Here is a 17,035-nt window from a genome sequence, read left to right as displayed (position 1 = left end):
CCGATGTAGAATGTACCAGGGGGAGCTCTCATGAAAAAGAATCATTTTGTCATCGCAATCACATGTCTTTTCTTTGCAGGAGCTATTGTTGGATTGGGTTTAATTGAAGATACTAACGAGACAGAACCGATCGTCAAGAACAAAACGAATAATTTGCCGAACAAAAAACTTTATGGTTTTGTATTTTATGAGGAACCTGCCTCTTACATTTCATATCAAAAGTAGGGAAAACTAACTGTGAGCGATCTCCCTACTTCATTCTACGATCAGAGACATTCGAATTGGTACCCGTTAACTTCTCGCTGATCTGCCAAAGCTTAGTTGCATATTCAGGGTCAATGGCCCATGGACGTACGCCATAACCTTTCGTGCTGTCGCCCGGAACGGTTACAGCGATATTCAAATCTTCACAAAAACACACGCCCCTACCAGCCAACGAATAACTATTGCGATTCATAACCTGTTGAATCTCGCATAAGCGGTGCAGCCATGATCCCTGCACTATTGATCAACATATGGAGCGGAATTCCGGTTAATACAAAACGTTCTGCAAAGGCATTGATGGAGAGTGGATCCATGAGGTCCAGAACCTCTAACTCCACTTTAGGAATGCCACTCGCCGGAGAACGCGCCATATCTTAGGTTCACCATTTTCATAATAAACTTCACAAACCTCGTATTCCTCGTTTACAATAAGATGTTAAATATAATTGCGAAGCCATAAATAAAAGCTACAAATAGGAAAACCAAAAAAGAACGAGAGCTATTACATATAGTAACCTTTTCAATGTGTTGACACGCTCCCAAAAAACTCATTTTTATTATTTCAAATTGCCACAAAAAACTCAGCATTTTTTACTTTATCTATTTCTAACTTTCCTGTAACTCCCTACAATCGCCAGTTTGCCAATTTAATTTCTTCTTCATCCTCGGAACAGCGCCTTCTATAAATGTCGAATATCTTTTCCCAACTTGACCTTAGTGAATAGATTGTTAATAACAGCACAGATCATTCAGTTATTTAAAACAAAAGAATATCTTTAGGATACACTTGGAATTCGTCATCCTGCCTCTTCAATTTGAAGTTTCTTTGTGCATCATTGTAGTTAATGCGGAGCCCTAATATACTTATCACCGCAATCCAAGCTGCTTCCATATCGTAGTTCATTTATCCAATATTTAATGGCAAATATTTAATTTAAAAATTTATGTTTTCAGAAAGAGTTCACACAGCCCTCTCTGCTGCATCCTAAACCTATCTTCTTTATTCTAACTAACCAAATATACATCTTCTTCATTTCGACGTTAAAGCCCATGTCAGCCAACTTGTAAGATTCATTGATTCATTTGTTACATCGATTGTATCGGCCAATTGAGTGCATACAATTGCTCCAGTGACATGTCGCGGCTGTCTAGTTGGTCTCCATCTGGATTCATAAACATTACCTACAACATTGGAAGACCACTCTTTTCTAATCAAATTGTTGTTTTAATAGACTTCTCTATAGAGCCTGCCATTTTGGATAAAACCATTCCTTCCATAGAAACGAACCAAGTCTTCCCTTGTTAAATTTCTATTTGGTTTAATTTTACCGTGAATATATTTAATGGGATTTTCGTAATTAATTGAACTTTTAAATTCATCCCATGATGAATATATACGTCCCAAATTTAAGTACTTTTGTTGATTCTTCTTTTCTATATCTTCATTAAAACGAGGCACCATTTCCAACAAACATTGCAGCATAAATGCCCCATGGCGTTTTCTTTCAACATATGAATTGAGTTCGTCAATTTCCATTCTGCCATCACTATAATAAGTAACGTCCATGTAACTTCTGTTGTGATGGTTTCTACACAACCCATATGATAAATAAATTGTAGAGATGGAACTGGAATTTTTAAATTCCGGCAAATAAACACATATCAAATTATCTTCAGAATCAAAATTAGTTTTCAGAAAATATTCCTTGTCATTATTTTCTTTATGTAACTTAGATATATCTTTAAAGAGTTCGTTTACTGTTAAAAACTTTTGAAAAGAGTCTTGTAAACGATATTTCAAGTTTTGGCTTTTATAATCAAGTGATTCAAAGTTATCTTCACAGTGTTTAGGAGATAACGAACAAATAGCGCTTTGATTTCTTTCCTGAGATTTCTCAACTGTAGGTAATTTGACATTGTAGAAATCATTTGAAGATTTAATCTCAAGCAATCTCATCATTAATAACTTATATTCTGCTTGAGATTTATCTACTGCATTTAAGTAATATTCTATTTTACTTTGAAGTGCAAAATACTCATCTTTATTGCATCTATGATTTATTTGCATCAATCTACAATTAATAGTTTTAATAATAGACATGTAACTCAGCCTTCCATAATAAAATTATCTTTTCATTGTCTGATTTCGACTTAAGTAAGCAAAGATCTGTGAAATTAGATATTGTAACTTTGAATAATATCTGGAATTTATACATGATAAATTAAGCACCTTTAATTGTATTAAATTAACCTTTTATATTCTTCTTACTCAAGAATTATCACTTTAAGATTGTTATCATAAATTGATAAATTTTCTCTTTCACTAACTACTTCCAACTTATTGTAACCGGATTCTATGCAACAAGTAGCAGTATCGTCGAATGGTTTGTGTCAGTATTCGTTCCCTATTCTTTTAAATATCTATTTAATAACTCTTCTTATTTCTCATTCTCCTCTTTTTCATCATCCACTTTTCGCTTTTTAGTATTTTCTTCGTCATCTTTATTCTCATTTTCACTTTCTGTAACAGGAGCTTCTCGTTTTGACTTTGCTTCTTTTAGTTTTTCTTGGAATATTGCATATCTATTAGCAAACATAACTTGGTCAACATCTGAACGCCCATTTTTCGCTCTATTTGCCCTAAAGAATGGAAACCACTTAGCTGCAATTTCTTCCGCTGATAAATCTAATCTTCCTGAATCTTTGACTAGGTCAATAATTATGTTATTGGTGGTAGCATTTCGTCTCTTCTTTCGCACTTCCTCCTCAGCCGCCGCTTCGATTCTAGCGGCATTCTCTTGGTTTTGCAAAACAACATCTTCATTCGCAGCTTTAATTTCAGAATAGTGTTCAATACCATCTAACATATCTTGGTATTGATCAGCATATCCGCTAAGTCTTCTTTCATCACCCCTATTTAAAGGGGTATCAATTAGATCACCTTCATCCGTATAATATGCACGATTTCGGCCTTCATCTTCTGTAATGTGAAAGGAAGAAACCCATCTAGGACTAATGTAGTTGTAGTTTAATGGACCAGCAAAATCTGGTGAATCAGGGAATACTGTTGCATGAACTCTAGGAGTAAATTCTTGCACTCTGCTATCTGTACCTTGTTTGTTATGCGGAACCTCACTGTATAATCTTTTAGCTTGAATAACATTGTTATTTCCAAGTAATTGTCCCACCATTTTATTTCCAATAGTCCGTTGAAGCTGTGTAATCATATTACCTGAGAGATTCCCTAGAGGCACATTGTTACTTTTTGTTTCTTTCTTGGTGTCGTTGTTATTGTTGTTAGATCGGTGAACATTTGCTTTTTGATTAGGTTTATGATTATTACCATCTCGTAACATGTTAACTCTCCATTCAAAATACAAGTATAAAATAACTGGTTAATCGTAAAACCACCAAGCACTGCTATGCTTTTGAAAAACCTCAACCAACTTGATTTAATCTGACATTCACCTAGACCTCATTTTCCATTAAGGAATGCTTTTAATCCCAATTTTATCAACTCTGTGCTACAATTATCTTAAACTATTTCCTTTAATTTCCTTACCTCAAATATAACACAACCAATGATAGTAAAGAGCCCAAGATGTCCATCTTGGGCTCTTTTCATTATCTTCAACGGAGACATCATTCATTCTCAAACTGCACGGGATAGCCGGCGCCAAAAGGCGCGTCCGGTCTTTCGAATTCTCCCATGAGATAACGCCGTGTCGGTGTTGTACGCGCTAGAAACTCTGGATTGTTCGCAAAGCGATCGGAGCAACGTACCCACGGCGGACTATAAATATAATGCATCGTGTAACGGTCATAATCACCGTCGTGTGCATATGTGCGGTGCCAAACTGCATTGTGAAAAAATAAGACTGACCCTGCCGGCGCACAGATGACATGGCCGATTGGCACGTCTTCCCTGTTCGATCGAATCGCATCCGGCAGCTGAACCTGGCTTCGATGGCTTCCTGGAATAAGCTCCATATTTCCGGTTCGCGGAAGCGTCTGATCCGTTAGTAAAAAGGAAGCGCGCAGCTGTAGCAGGGGAATCGGATAACCAAGCTTACGGAAGTCGTAAGCACCTGATCCGTCTTGATGCCATCCGCCTACCCCACCGAAAGCCGGCTGTTTCGTACACCAGCCCGACTGCATAATAAACCGATCACCATAAAGCGCTCTGACTTTGGGCAGGATAGCCGGATGATCGATCAGTCGCTCTAAGGATATCTCTGTTTCATATCCTCTGCCCACTTGTGCCCAGCCGGTGGTGCCGGCTGATTGGTGTAAGCGAATGGACGCCTCCAGACATTCATTGACTTCCTCTTGCGAGAGGACATTTGGAATCAAGAGATAACCCCAAGATTCAAATGTGAACCGATCTAACTCCGTAAATTCTCCTGGACTGGAAATGGGGTCCATGCGATAACTCCTCCTTCTCTTTCTCCGCACTTAGACTTTCGCTGTTAACCGGCCTGTGGATTCCCCTTCTACTAAAGCTGATTTTACGATCCATTTCATAGGTTCATTCATCTTTTCTTTGTTACCTAGCAATTGAAGCAGCATTTCAACCGATTTGGAGCCTATTTCCTGCTCATGTTGATCAATATGAGTGAACACACGGTCATCAGTTAGCTCAGAGTATGGATTGTCGTAGGTAATCATAGATAATTCATTCGGGACTTTCATCCCTAAATGTTTAACGAGTCCAGCCATAAATAAGCCCAACTTCATGTTCAAGGTAATGTATGCGGTTGCCGTACGATTTTTCAAGAACAGATATAGCGGGTGTTTTTCAATCGAATTCGTATCGTTCACCTGAAAATCAGTTACAATCAGCGCTGGATTAATCATCGAGCCATTTTGTTTCAACGCTTCCATATATCCCCGAATCCGTTCGTCAACGGTCATCGTGCCAATCGAAATATCAGAGCATATGGCAATATCTCGATGCCCAAGCTCCCACAGATGATGGACGGCCAACTGAGCGCTCACCATATTATCCGAGCAGACACAATGCGTTTCAAACCCTGGCAGGAAACGATCCACGAGCACAAACGGGAATTTGTTCATTTTCAAGATCAAAATTTCTTCGTTGTACGTCTCTGCATCAATCGGAAAAATGATAAGCCCCGCCGCCCCATTTTGAATCAACTCCTGGATCGCTTCCTTCTCCCGCTCCTGACGATTGTGCGAAAGGACGATGGATAAGTAGTAATCGGTGTCTTCCAGAGCGGTCTGGATTCCCCTTATAAGTCGAATTGCGAAGAAATCTTCCAAAAAGGGAAGAACTAACCCGATCATTTTGCGCGCAGATGCATGTCGGCCTAACTCTGAATGCTTACCATTAGCTGATGGATGGTCCTTGGAGTTGTCGTCCGAATTTATACCAAACAAGTTCCCTTCATACTCCGAGCTGACAAAGCTGCCTCTCCCTGGTATGCGGTAGATCCATCCATCTTTCGCGAGCTGTGTTAGCGCATTAGACACCGTCATTCGACTAACCTTGAATTGCTCCATCAACTGCTTTTCGGTCGGAAATTTGCTATTTACTTCCAATTCTCCAGAGAGGATTACCTGTTTAAAATGCTCTTGAATTTGCAAATAAAGCGGCTGTCGCTCATCCCTTTTGGTTGATTCCCGGATTCTGCTCATATAGCTCCTCCTCAGAAGGGCTCTGTTCGACACATCGCCAGGCTTGATCCAAATCTTGAATTAAATCTTCAGGGTCCTCAGCACCGATGTACAGTCGAACAAGGGTGCCTAATTGTGGATCCTTAGCATTTAATGTATGTAAGGCATTCACATTGATTAAACTTTCGAATCCGCCCCAGCTGGCTCCAATCCGGAAAAAGTGCATGTGATCCGCCCAAGCTCTGAGCTTGTCGACGGATTCCCGAGATTCAAAGGAAAATAAACTGCCGGTACCAGTCATCTGTGTTTTTGCCAGTTCATACTGAGGATGATTCGGCAATCCGGGATGATTGATTCTCGCGACATAACGTTGTCTGCTCACGTATTCAGCAACTTTAAGCCCGCTTGATTCATGACGCTGCATCCGTAATGGCAGCGTTCGGAGTCCACGTGTTACCAATCCCGCAGTTTGTGGGGTCATGACGCCGCCGAATAACATGTATTCGGTAGACATTAGCGGGTCCATCAACCGCTTGGAACCAACGACGACGCCCCCTAAGCAATCGCTATGACCGGAAATATACTTCGTTATGGAATGGACGACGAGACCGACCCCCAGTGTGAGCGGATTTTGGAAACAAGGCGTCGCCCAGGAGTTGTCGAGAATCGTTTCCGCTCCAATAGAGGCCGCCAAATCCGTACAACCGCGGATGTCCTGCAGCTGAAAAAACATACTCGTCGGACTCTCCAAATACAGCAACCTTGTATTTGACTGTACGGCGTTTTTCCAATGATCTAGGTCACTGCCATCGACAAAAGTGGTCTCAATACCGAATTTTTGCAAATAATTGCCTAGAAATTCTCTTGTCGGGCCATACGCCTGATGCGAACAAATCACATGATCGCCTGACCTAACGATCGACATAATCGCCGCCGAAATAGCCGCCATACCGGACGCAAAGCATTTTGCCCTTTCTCCCCGCTCCAACTGGGCAAGCTTGTCTTCCAGGAACCGAACAGTTGGATTATTGCCTCTTGAGTACACGAAATTTTCTTGCTCATCCACTCTTGCCAAATTAAATTGTTCATACGTATCGAACGAAAATAAACTTGTCTGGTAAATCGGAACATTGATAGAGCCGTGATGGTGATCATCATGTTCATCATGAGCCACGATTGAGAAATTTTTCTCATTAGCCGTCATTAGCCTTTCACCGCCCCTTGGGTTAGTCCCTCCACGATAAATCGCTGTGCGAGAGCGAACAACAGAATAGTCGGAAGTACAGATAACACGGTACCTGCGGACATGGAGCCCCAATCGACATTAAATTTGAGAATAAACGAATTCATTGCGACCGGCAGGGTTTTCAGCGATTCATTATCAATAAACATAACGGCCAAGAAAAGCTCATTCCAGTTCTGCACGAATGCGAAAATGAACATGGAGGAAATTCCCGGCATCATAATCGGAATGATAACTCGCATTAGAGCGGACAGCTGGGAACAACCGTCAATCATCGCCGCTTCCTCCAAATTGGAAGGAATCCGTTGAAAGAAACCCCGCAGCATAATGGTGGAAAAAGGAATGAGAATGACCGTGTACATTAAAACTAATGAGATGCGTTGATTCAGCAAATGCATATTTGACATCATCATATAAAGTGGAGCCAATGAAATGAAACCTGGCAGCATTTGCGTAATGAAGAAACCGAGCATAATTTGCCTATGCCCCCGAAACCGGAATCGCGCAAGCACATAAGCGCTGCATATCGCAATCACGATAACAATAAGCGCAGAAGTAATGGAGACAAGCAGGCTATTGGCGATATACACATTGAATTTGGATACTTTGAAAATGTTAATGTAATTTTGGAAAGTAAATTGCTCAGGCCAATAATGGATCGGATAACTGAAGATTTCCTTCTGTGGTTTCAAGGAAGTTATGACGATCCAATATAAGGGAAACACCATCAGGACGAAGTAAAAAGAGAGAAAGACAACCTTCGTGAGCCGATACCACAATTTACGTTTCATCAAAAGTCACCTACTTTCTCAGACTTCGTGACCATCAGGTAAAATACAGTGTACAAAAACAGCATCACAATCATGATGACGCCAACAGCCGAAGCCGCACCATAATCCCCGTCATAGATGATTTTGTTCAGCATTAAGGAAGACAAAATGTGTGTGGCGCCTCCCGGCCCCCCATTCGTCATGCCATAAATAAGCGTTGGATCATTGAATATCCAGATAACCCGCAGCAGCGTCGTAGCGATTATGGTTGGCATAATATACGGAATCGTCACATCAAGCAGCTTGCGATAACTGTTAGCACCATCAATGCTTGCCGCCTCATAAAGCTCCGAAGGAATAGATTGCAGCGCAGCTAGCAGCATGATCGTAAAGAAGGCGATGCCGTACCATACATTGGCAATAATCACAGAGGACATCGCCCACTTGGGATCCGACAAGAAACCAATTCGGTCTTCAATGATGCCTAGCCGCAGCAAGAGGTCATTAACGACACCGATTTGCGAGTTAAAAAGCCATTTCCAAATAAGACCAATGAGAAAGCCGGATAATGCCCATGGATAAAAAATAAACCCTTGATATACGCCTCGTCCCCAAAATTTCTTATTTAAAAACAGCGCCAGGATGAACCCCAGAAGAAATTGAAAAATTAACGAAAAGAACACCCAGTACAAGCTGTTTTTCAGCGCTGCAAGAAATTGATGATCGCGGAACGCATCAACAAAATTTTGCATGCCGACAAAATGCACCTGCTTCAGATTGAATAGCTTATAATCTTGGAAGGCCATAACAACCCCCTTGAGAAAGGGGTAATAGGTAAAAATAGCGACTAGCAGCAGTGCGGGCAGCAAGCTGGAGAGTATGAATTTTTGCCGAGCACTCACGTCGAACACCTCCCCGGTAAGACAGCAGCGGCAGGCGATGAGCGCCCGCCGCTTGCTGCTTCATTTCTTATTTTTTCATACCTGCCTGCTGATCCAGCCAAAATTTATCCCATTCCTTCAGAAGATCATCAGCGGATTTTTTGTCCAGCAAATAGGATTGCTGCCCTTTCATGCTCAGCTCTCCCCAGCTGCCATTACCCGGATATTTGAAAGGCGGAGTATAGCTAATAAAAGTATCCGCTTTTGCGGTCATATCCAGGAGCGTTTTATACGGCCCTGTTTGGAAGAACGTGTCCGCCGTCGCCGACGTATGGATCGGAATTGTACCGATTTGTTTGGAGAATTCCGTGTTTTCTTTCGGACTAGAGAGGTAGGAGATCAGTTTCCATGCTTCATTTTTATTTTTTGAATTTGCGGTAATCCCCCATCCTGCTGCTCCTGTGCTAACCAATGATTTGCCGTTAGGTCCCAGAGGCATAGCTGCCGTCTCTAAGGTTTTGGGGTCCATTTTGTCCTGAAGAACTTTAATAACGTCAGGATCCTGCAGCAAAATACCGGTTACGCCTGATGTAAAGGCTTGAACCTGGTCTTGGAAGCCCCAGTTGATGGAGTCCGGCGGTGATGCCTCTTTGTAAAGCTTTTTATACAATTCTAGCGCTTGTTTGGCTTCGGGAGTCCCGTAAATCGTCTTGCCGTCCTTCGTAAATGGCGCATCGCCAAGATTCATGACTTTATCATTGAAATCATAAATCATATGGTCAAAATTACCATTTGCTCCCGGTCCACCCCGGAAGGAGAAGCCATACCGATTTTGCTTTGGATCGGTTAATTTTTTGGCTGCATCCACCAGCTCATCCCACGTTTTTGGCACGGCTAATCCCTTGGCTTCAAACCAGTCTTTGCGATAAAACATTTGTCTCTGATACAACGCATTGGCGATAAAGTAAAGTTTGCCGCTAGTGGAGCCTACGACCTTGGACGTACCGGAAAGTGTTTTACTATCCGCCCAGCTTGATGCATAGGAATCCAAGGGCTCAAGGTATCCGTTATTGACATATTCGGCTATATTGAGGTCCCTTACCTCCAGAATATCAAGGTCTTGCTTAGCGGCCAGCATCGTTCTGATCTTATTGTCTGCTTGGTCAAAAGGAGGCGAAATAAGCTCAACCTTGATGTTCGGATTGTCCTTTTGAAACCGTCCAATCGCATCCTGAAGCAGCTTCGTGCGCTCCGGGCTCGTTAAACTTTCGATCATCTGGAGTGTCACTTGTTTTGCAGCAGGCTCCGTACTTTTCGGAGCGTCAGAAGAAGCCGGCGTACTTCCGCCAGGCGCAGGCGTAGTGCTTGTATTCCCGCTTCCGCTGCACCCTGCCAAGCCTCCCAATAACATGACTCCGGCTAGCATAGTTGTCCATCCTTTTATTGCAGCTGCCCCCATATCTCACGGCCTCCCCAAATTTGTTATATTCAACTATATTGTCTTAATTCAATAGATATGTCTTAGCCCTTTATGAAAATAAAGAAGCCAGCCTCTGAGTATCAGAGACCGGCTAGTTCACTCATGGTACCTTGATCGTTATTCCGAGGCAATCGGCATCACCATGTTCCATGTATGAGAAGCTTTGGTGAATCCGCCTGTTCCATCGGCTGTTGCTGCGAACAAATGCGTTGGTTTTCCATCTTGGAAAAGAATGAAAGGTCGCTCAAAACTGCCCATGACCGTCTCCGTACCGTCATCCCATCGAACCTTCCTGGAGTAGGCTTTAGGATTGTCAGCTACATGCCAGGTTAATCCATCTATGGAGTGAGCCTGAATTCCTGCATGCACCTCTCCGCATATGCGACCGTCCATATCTTTGGCGATAAGCTCATATCGCTCACCCGTATGCCAAATAAATGGATCTTCGAGATGGAATTTTGCTGGTGGAAATACGGGATCTTCACTGATTACGCGATAGGGACCCTCGAAATGGTCAGCGCGCGCCGCACCGATCATCATATTCCCGTGTACATTTCCTTCGTATTGACGTGCCTTATAGATGAGCATGACGGAACCGTCCTCATGAATACATGGCGCAGGATTGGAAGTCAGGAAGGAGTCAAAATGCCCTGGTCTTGTCGGTAAAATTGGCGCGTCCCTCCGCTCCCAAGGACCGAACACACTCGTAGATGTCGCTATGCCAATACGCTTATTTGCGCGAGCAACAATACATCGTGGATCTTTAAGCCCGAATTCTTCGCCTGGCAGTACATCAGCCAGAGGGTTTGTTGAGCCCATATAATACAGCACATAAGTATCCCCGTGTTTTGTAATATGTGGGTTATGCGTGCTGCGCCCGTCCCAATATTCAGCTCCGCGTGCGGGAAGCACAATCTCCTGAAACGCATAAGGCCCTTCCGGCGTATCGGAGACCGCCCGAACAACCTCCGAGTGAACAAGCCAACCTGGATGCATAGGCAGGTGTTTGGGCCATCGGGATGCAAACATGTGAAAGCGACCATCCTCTCCTTTTATCACGGAGCCGCACCACACCCAATATCCTTCCATTCGGAATCCTCCATTCTTAGGTGCTGGTTGCAATCTGTCGTACAAGCTTTTAGTTTGAACAGACATATAAATCCTCCTTTAATTTTAAAAGTGATAGACGCAATTGACAGCTTATAGTAAGCGGTTTATCCTAAGAAAAATGCGTAAAATGGCAGCATTCTTGCGTTTCCGCAGACTAGAGGTGTTTACCAATGACGGAATTAACTTCTATCGTCTCCATCGAGCCCTCCATTCGGGCAGCTCATTATCATGCCTATTCCGGCAGAGTGAAAGAGAAAAACAGATTTGGCTACTGCTTTGCTTTTCATTTGATTTATAAAGGGTCTGGCTCCGTGCAGATGAACGGCAGAAGTTATCCTTTAAAGAAAGGCACGCTCGTGTTTATTCCTCCCGGCCTTAAGCATACTTTCCACATGAATGAATCGCAGCCGATTTCTTCATATGATATGTATTGCGATTTTTTCATGAAGAAAAAGACGATTCAGCATCTGTATTTCGATCCTCAGCTCGATTTCGAACCCGATCTTTTGACAGAAAGCAGACCATGCCAAGAGCTGGAGCAATTAACAGGGATTACACAGCTAACCCGGTATCCCGAACTCATTCAAACCTTTATTCAGATCGTTCGTATGAATCGATTAGACATTCAATTTAAAGCAGAGATCGTAAACAGCCTGCTTTACAGTTGGATTTTGCAGCTCGTCAATTTAAATCTGTCGGACAACATCCCTGATTACCGTATTCAAAAGATCATCGATCTCATGGAACAGTACCCCGGGATGAATCCGCCCTATGAACAATGGCTTGAGCTGTGCCAATTAAAGAAATCCCAATTCTACAGCATGTTTAAGAAAATGACCGGATTGACACCAAAAGAGTGCTTCTTTCGGATTAAAATGCAGCGAGCATACGCGACGATCCATGAAAGTAAACGCTCGATCACATCGATTGCGGAAGATCTGGGATTCTCTTCGGTTCATTATTTTTCGCTGCAGTTTTCCAAATACTTCGGCCTTCCTCCCTCCGAGCTAAGGAAGCAGACGAAAGTGGCAACGGTGTCCTATTCCAAGAAGGAATCCTGACTTTTAACAGTGGCAGCGCTAATTCCCAACATCCGTTGTATCAACCTCATCATAAGATTCTTTCTGTTCTTGATTCGTCGACAACGGAATGAATGTAATAGCATGAAGCCTCATGAGCTCATTCCCTTCGATGGAGACTGGCATCATCAGGATGTCATGCTCTCCTGCGGCAAGCGTCACTTCGTGCTCAATCTGTAGCGGAACCGTTGTTTCAGAAGGTGCAATCTGACCGGGAATCCGCTGCTCGCCAAGGCATAACACATAGCTTCCCCCGTACGCAGGTCCAGGTGCGCTCATGCGGATCACCAGTTTATAAACACCTGGATGATTGAATCTCACACGCCACTTGACGAATTGGTGGATACTTGTCCATTTGCAGACATAATCGTTGCCCTTCTTGCCGTCCCCGTAACCAATACCTTTGCTTACTTCTGCATCAAAAGCTCTTAGCGTCGTTGTCTGACTGCTGCTTATCAACCGTCCAAGATGTACAGCAGGTTCCCCATCCACTTCTATGACCACAACTCGATGATACTTGCTGTCCGCCTGCTCTGGCACATGGATCTCCCAGTCGTAGTAATTCATTCTGTGGACAACCAGATCATTAGCTGCTTCATCAGCCAGCAGCCAAGCTTTCTTGATATGGCTTTTCAGGCCTCCTAGCACTAATTTCCCGTCTTGTGGCCAATCAAAAACGTGAAGATACAGCTGATTCCCTAGCCTCGTAGACTCTCCCCAACTTTGGACGGCAAGCGGCGTTTTCTGGGTACCGTAGATGCTCGCCCCGTTCACTGCCAACCAAGTTCCGATTCCTTGCAGAATCGAACGATCCTTCTCATCGATGAGACCGTTTCCCATTGGCCCCAGATTCATGAGAACATTGCCCCCTCGCGCAGCTGACTTCGCCAACAATTGAAGGAAGACTTCTGCAGGCTTGTGCGAATGATCATCAACCGAATAGCCATAAGATTCATTGGTCGTTGGAATCGTTTCCCAGTCACCTTCACACGGAAAAATCTCCAATGCGCGATCTGCCGTATTCACATAATCAGAGAAAGTGTCAAAACCGTATCCATGAGCAAGACGCCCATTAACGACAATGCGGTCGTCAGCCTCACGAATCGCTTTCAGAATTCTTAAATTTTCCGAAAGCGGCAATTTATGAGGCGTATCAAACCACAAAATATCCGGCTCATATTTGTTAATTAACTCGACAATTTGCGGGATCGATTTCTGGGTCACATACTGGTCTGCTACTCTGGGCACAAGCTCCGGATGTTCGTTGAACCACAGCTTGCCCTTTCCTTCGTATAAGCGGAGGTCGCCTCCCGGATTCGCATATTCCCAGTCGTTACCCGGAGCGTCCGGGTGCTCCCAATCGAAGGCATGTGAATAATAAAATCCAAACCGCAGGCCATGCCGTTTGCATGCATCCTTCAGCTCTTGCAGCGGATCTCGTTGAAAAGGGGTCATCCGTATATCAAACGGATAGGCATCCGACGGATAGATCGCAAAGCCGTCATGATGCTTAGCCGTTATGACGACATACCGCATGCCAGCCGCTTTAAACAGCTGTACCCAGGTTTCCGCATCAAATTGTTGCGGATTAAACTTCTCGATGCACTCCTTCTTGTATTCATTAAGACTGATCTTCTGAGCTCTCATGAGGTGTTCCGCATAACCTCGCGACGGCTGGCCTTTCCATCTTCCGCCGGTTACCGAATATGCCCCCCAATGGATGAAACAGCCGTACCGAGCTTCGCGCCACCAGGAAATCCGCTCTTCTTTGTTGATTAACGAAACAGGCCACCAACTCGCTACTGCCTGTTCAACCGCCAATCGATCTCGCTCTTCTGGATCAGGGATCGTTCTATTAGATTTTGTCATCTTGATGTAGGTCCTCCAAGTAGTTTTCCTACATTATGCCGTCCGATAGCGGATTTGTATTTAGATGAAATTCCGTTTATTTAGATAAATTTCCAGTGTTTTAGGATCTTTCTTTGGGGAACATTGTTCATCATTAATGCCTACAATCCGACAACGAGTTTCGAGCGACATTTTATATGCACTCTATTAATCTATAATTAATACTATGAATAATAAGGAGGACCACTCGTGGCACATAAAGTGATCAGTGATGAAGAACTATTGTTGCTGCTGTCTCCTATTTGCGATAATCAAGAAACGAACGTGTCTGAGAAGCCGAAACTATCCATGAAACTGCTGTATGAACTTATTAAAAAGTTAAATCAAGAAAATGTGATCCTCTCGAATCGGATTGCTGAATATGAGCGCAGGTTGGATATCCTGATGGAAAGCAAAGCCCAAATCGCAAGCAGCGCGGAGATGACCGTTCTCATCGAACCCGTACGAACAACGGAAGTCAAGCAAGAGCTTAGCTTGGTGCTCTCCCCTACTGATTTAACGCCGCGCTCCATGCGGCACCCCTCACCGAAGAAAAAGTCAATATCCCTTTTATTCTTAAAAGCTTTAACAAAATTGTTCGTTCGGCGCCGCCGATTCCATCCTTTAAGACACTAAAAAGCCGTCTCCAAAGTAGTCTGTGCGACTTTGGAGACGGCTTTTTAAGCCTTGAACGAAAGGAGCGGAACTGTAATCCTTCCTCACATACATCCTATTTTTTAACTTCAAATGCTGTCCCTACCGCCCCTTCAAATTTAACGAAGCCATCCTGATCCGAGACAATCAGCTCCATACCTCCACCCTGTCGAGTCACAATCAAATCCATCTCTCGCCCACATAGATGAACAGACCGAAGCGCCATATGGTCCCAAGCATCGGGCAATCTGGGCTTACAAATAAAGCTGGTTAACCCTGTAGGCTGAAGCCCAAACATGCCCTCTGTAATAATGCGGCCATATAACGCGCTTTCCGCGGATAGATGCCTCTGATTGCCTTCCGGATAAGCCTCAACCGCGTAAGGGACATGATTACCTAATAATCTCCGCCGGGAATAGGAAAGCAAATAGGAGATTGCCTCCTCCGTTGCCCCTACGACAAATAACCCCCTTAAGGCATAAAGCGTGGATCGGTCCCAAAATGTGGTGTCTCCCGCTTGTGTGACTAAACCGTCTTCTGACCATAGCCGTGGGGATAACAAAGCCTGAATCGTTCCGGATTTACGCTCCTCTATGCCCATAACTAACGGCGAACAGATCCATGATCGCAAAATGTCATTTCCATCGTAATATCGATACGTGTCATAACCTTCCACTACAGCACCGAAATACTGTTCGATGGCCTCATAGAGCTCTTGAGCGCTGGAAACGTATTGTTTGGCAATTTCCCCATAGCCAAGTTCTAGAGCTAAACGCGAAGCATAAACATACGAGGCATATACCAAACAAGAGGTCGATAGATTCGCCGAACCACTTGGAAAACGCCCCTCCAACTCGTCGGAGTCCGATGCAATAACGCCATCCTTATTTCTTTGCTTTTCACAATAGGTTAAACACCAAATAATCGCTGGCCATAGTTCAGCTGCGACAGCCCGATCTCCTGAGCTAAGCGCAAAAAGCGCCGCACCGTAAGCATACATCGCTGCATCGCCCCGGTCTCCCGCACCTTCCCAAATATCACTGCCTTCCGCAATAATAGAGCTTGGAATCGGTTGGTAGTCCGGCCCCATGAAAGCCGTATATAACCGCAGCGCATTACGTGTTGCTTCATTTCCAAGCGCATATCCCAAATAGGGGAAAAAGGGCCCGGCGTATTCCACTTGGTCATTGGTCCAGATCGCCGCATAATAACGTCCGCCGCCAGGTCCATGCATGGGTCCATTTTTCGTCTCAAAAATGCTTTCCGCGGTTCTTAATTTCGCAAATGCAAACATTTGATTGAGAACCGGATCCGGTGTTTCTAGGCGTAAATTTTGATTCATTTGCCTGATCAAATTGGATCTCTGTTCCTTTTCCTGACGAACATCCATCCTTATATCCTTTTCTTGCAAATGCCTTGCGCTTATGCGAAAACTGAATTGACAAGATTCCTGCGGGCCGAGCCGGTACTCACTGGCAGCATCGTGCGAAACTTCGATCAAATAAATGCCGGATACGCCTTTTACGGATTTTCGCGACAAAGAGGAACTTATTTGAATAGAAACAGCTTGATCAGATGTATTCGTCATCACGATTTTCTCATAAACACTTTTCGAACTCGTTGAAGGAAAAAGGGTTCTCTCTATCCGTATCCCCTCATTCGCTTTACTTCGAATATACAGCAGCCCATTGAATTGAAAGCATATCGGCCTCTCATTCATATTCGGATGCCCATTTATCCATATAGCCGGCATCGAATCCAGCTCAAAATCATGGATCAAGCTGCCGTGCGTATCATTAGGAATCGTCCTAAGAGTTGGCCAGACTATTTTGCGGGACAGCATCAGCTTTCCTGCTTGGTTTACACCGTAGCTGACAATGACGGACACTTTCTTGCCGCTCATTTCAAGATGATCTTCGTGAGCATCCACATGGTCTTGCGGGGTGTTCCATTGGATACCATCATCTAGCAAGCGCCATCTTTCCGGATGTTTAGACACTTTATCCCCTCCTAGCAGAACCGTTGATATG

16 protein-coding genes are annotated in these 17,035 nt (G+C 43.9%); 3 read left to right on the top strand and 13 right to left on the bottom strand.

Annotated features, from left to right (window positions below; translation table 11 throughout):
- Positions 1–30: 30 nt before the first annotated feature.
- Entirely contained in the window at positions 31–225 is a 195-nt protein-coding gene (locus tag PCH02S_RS14590; RefSeq protein ID WP_127454186.1) for a hypothetical protein, read from the top strand.
- Between the two features lie 25 nt (positions 226–250).
- Here the strand turns inward: PCH02S_RS14590 and PCH02S_RS14585 are convergent, their stop codons facing one another.
- The 11 genes from PCH02S_RS14585 to PCH02S_RS14535 all read right to left on the bottom strand — a co-directional run bounded on the left by PCH02S_RS14585 (position 251) and on the right by PCH02S_RS14535 (position 11,430).
- On the bottom strand, positions 251–457 hold the full coding sequence (locus PCH02S_RS14585) for a hypothetical protein (protein WP_127454184.1): 207 nt from the start codon (positions 455–457) through the stop codon (positions 251–253).
- Entirely contained in the window at positions 444–635 is a 192-nt protein-coding gene (locus PCH02S_RS14580) for a hypothetical protein (RefSeq protein ID WP_127454183.1), read from the bottom strand. The genes PCH02S_RS14585 and PCH02S_RS14580 overlap by 14 nt, the downstream gene beginning before the upstream one ends.
- 854 nt (positions 636–1,489) lie before the next feature.
- Complete coding sequence (locus PCH02S_RS14575) at positions 1,490–2,365, bottom strand: hypothetical protein (RefSeq protein ID WP_127454181.1); 876 nt, start codon at positions 2,363–2,365, stop codon at positions 1,490–1,492.
- Between the two features lie 337 nt (positions 2,366–2,702).
- Positions 2,703–3,620, bottom strand: a complete 918-nt coding sequence (locus PCH02S_RS14570; protein WP_127454179.1) for a hypothetical protein — start codon at positions 3,618–3,620, stop codon at positions 2,703–2,705.
- Positions 3,621–3,906: 286 nt separating this feature from the next.
- Positions 3,907–4,689 (bottom strand): phytanoyl-CoA dioxygenase family protein, encoded by a 783-nt coding sequence (locus PCH02S_RS14565; protein WP_127454177.1) that lies wholly within the window; start codon positions 4,687–4,689, stop codon positions 3,907–3,909.
- Positions 4,690–4,719: 30 nt separating this feature from the next.
- Positions 4,720–5,922 carry a GntR family transcriptional regulator gene (locus PCH02S_RS14560; RefSeq protein ID WP_127454176.1) on the bottom strand — a complete coding sequence of 401 codons (1,203 nt, stop codon included), beginning with the start codon at positions 5,920–5,922 and terminating at the stop codon, positions 4,720–4,722.
- Entirely contained in the window at positions 5,888–7,105 is a 1,218-nt protein-coding gene (locus PCH02S_RS14555; RefSeq protein ID WP_127454174.1) for a trans-sulfuration enzyme family protein, read from the bottom strand. The genes PCH02S_RS14560 and PCH02S_RS14555 overlap by 35 nt, the downstream gene beginning before the upstream one ends.
- Positions 7,105–7,935 carry a carbohydrate ABC transporter permease gene (locus PCH02S_RS14550; RefSeq protein WP_127454173.1) on the bottom strand — a complete coding sequence of 277 codons (831 nt, stop codon included), beginning with the start codon at positions 7,933–7,935 and terminating at the stop codon, positions 7,105–7,107. The genes PCH02S_RS14555 and PCH02S_RS14550 overlap by 1 nt, the downstream gene beginning before the upstream one ends.
- Positions 7,935–8,816: a carbohydrate ABC transporter permease gene (locus PCH02S_RS14545; protein ID WP_174806782.1), complete on the bottom strand. Its 882-nt coding sequence runs from the start codon at positions 8,814–8,816 to the stop codon at positions 7,935–7,937. Before PCH02S_RS14545 ends, PCH02S_RS14550 begins: the two co-directional genes overlap by 1 nt.
- Before the next feature lie 67 nt (positions 8,817–8,883).
- On the bottom strand, positions 8,884–10,254 hold the full coding sequence (locus tag PCH02S_RS14540) for an ABC transporter substrate-binding protein (RefSeq protein WP_246069082.1): 1,371 nt from the start codon (positions 10,252–10,254) through the stop codon (positions 8,884–8,886).
- A 138-nt stretch (positions 10,255–10,392) separates the two neighbouring features.
- The gene (locus PCH02S_RS14535; protein ID WP_127454171.1) at positions 10,393–11,430 is read right to left on the bottom strand and encodes a glycoside hydrolase family protein; all 1,038 of its coding nucleotides are present in this window, start codon (positions 11,428–11,430) and stop codon (positions 10,393–10,395) included.
- Positions 11,431–11,555: 125 nt separating this feature from the next.
- On the opposite strand from PCH02S_RS14535, the gene PCH02S_RS14530 reads away from it, so the two are divergent.
- Positions 11,556–12,446: an AraC family transcriptional regulator gene (locus PCH02S_RS14530; RefSeq protein WP_127454169.1), complete on the top strand. Its 891-nt coding sequence runs from the start codon at positions 11,556–11,558 to the stop codon at positions 12,444–12,446.
- An 18-nt stretch (positions 12,447–12,464) separates the two neighbouring features.
- Here PCH02S_RS14530 and PCH02S_RS14525 read toward each other — a convergent pair whose 3' ends face one another.
- The gene (locus PCH02S_RS14525; protein ID WP_127454167.1) at positions 12,465–14,333 is read right to left on the bottom strand and encodes an alpha-L-fucosidase; all 1,869 of its coding nucleotides are present in this window, start codon (positions 14,331–14,333) and stop codon (positions 12,465–12,467) included.
- A gap of 228 nt (positions 14,334–14,561) precedes the next feature.
- Between PCH02S_RS14525 and PCH02S_RS14520 the strand changes: the two genes are divergently transcribed.
- Positions 14,562–14,987 carry a hypothetical protein gene (locus PCH02S_RS14520; RefSeq protein ID WP_127454165.1) on the top strand — a complete coding sequence of 142 codons (426 nt, stop codon included), beginning with the start codon at positions 14,562–14,564 and terminating at the stop codon, positions 14,985–14,987.
- A gap of 94 nt (positions 14,988–15,081) precedes the next feature.
- Here the strand turns inward: PCH02S_RS14520 and PCH02S_RS14515 are convergent, their stop codons facing one another.
- Positions 15,082–17,004, bottom strand: a complete 1,923-nt coding sequence (locus PCH02S_RS14515; protein ID WP_127454163.1) for a glucosidase family protein — start codon at positions 17,002–17,004, stop codon at positions 15,082–15,084.
- Positions 17,005–17,035 lie beyond the last annotated feature (31 nt).

Source organism: Paenibacillus chondroitinus NBRC 15376, from assembly GCF_004000765.1.
GTDB lineage: Bacteria > Bacillota > Bacilli > Paenibacillales > NBRC-103111 > Paenibacillus_E > Paenibacillus_E chondroitinus.
This window is presented reverse-complemented; position numbering and strand designations above follow the sequence as displayed.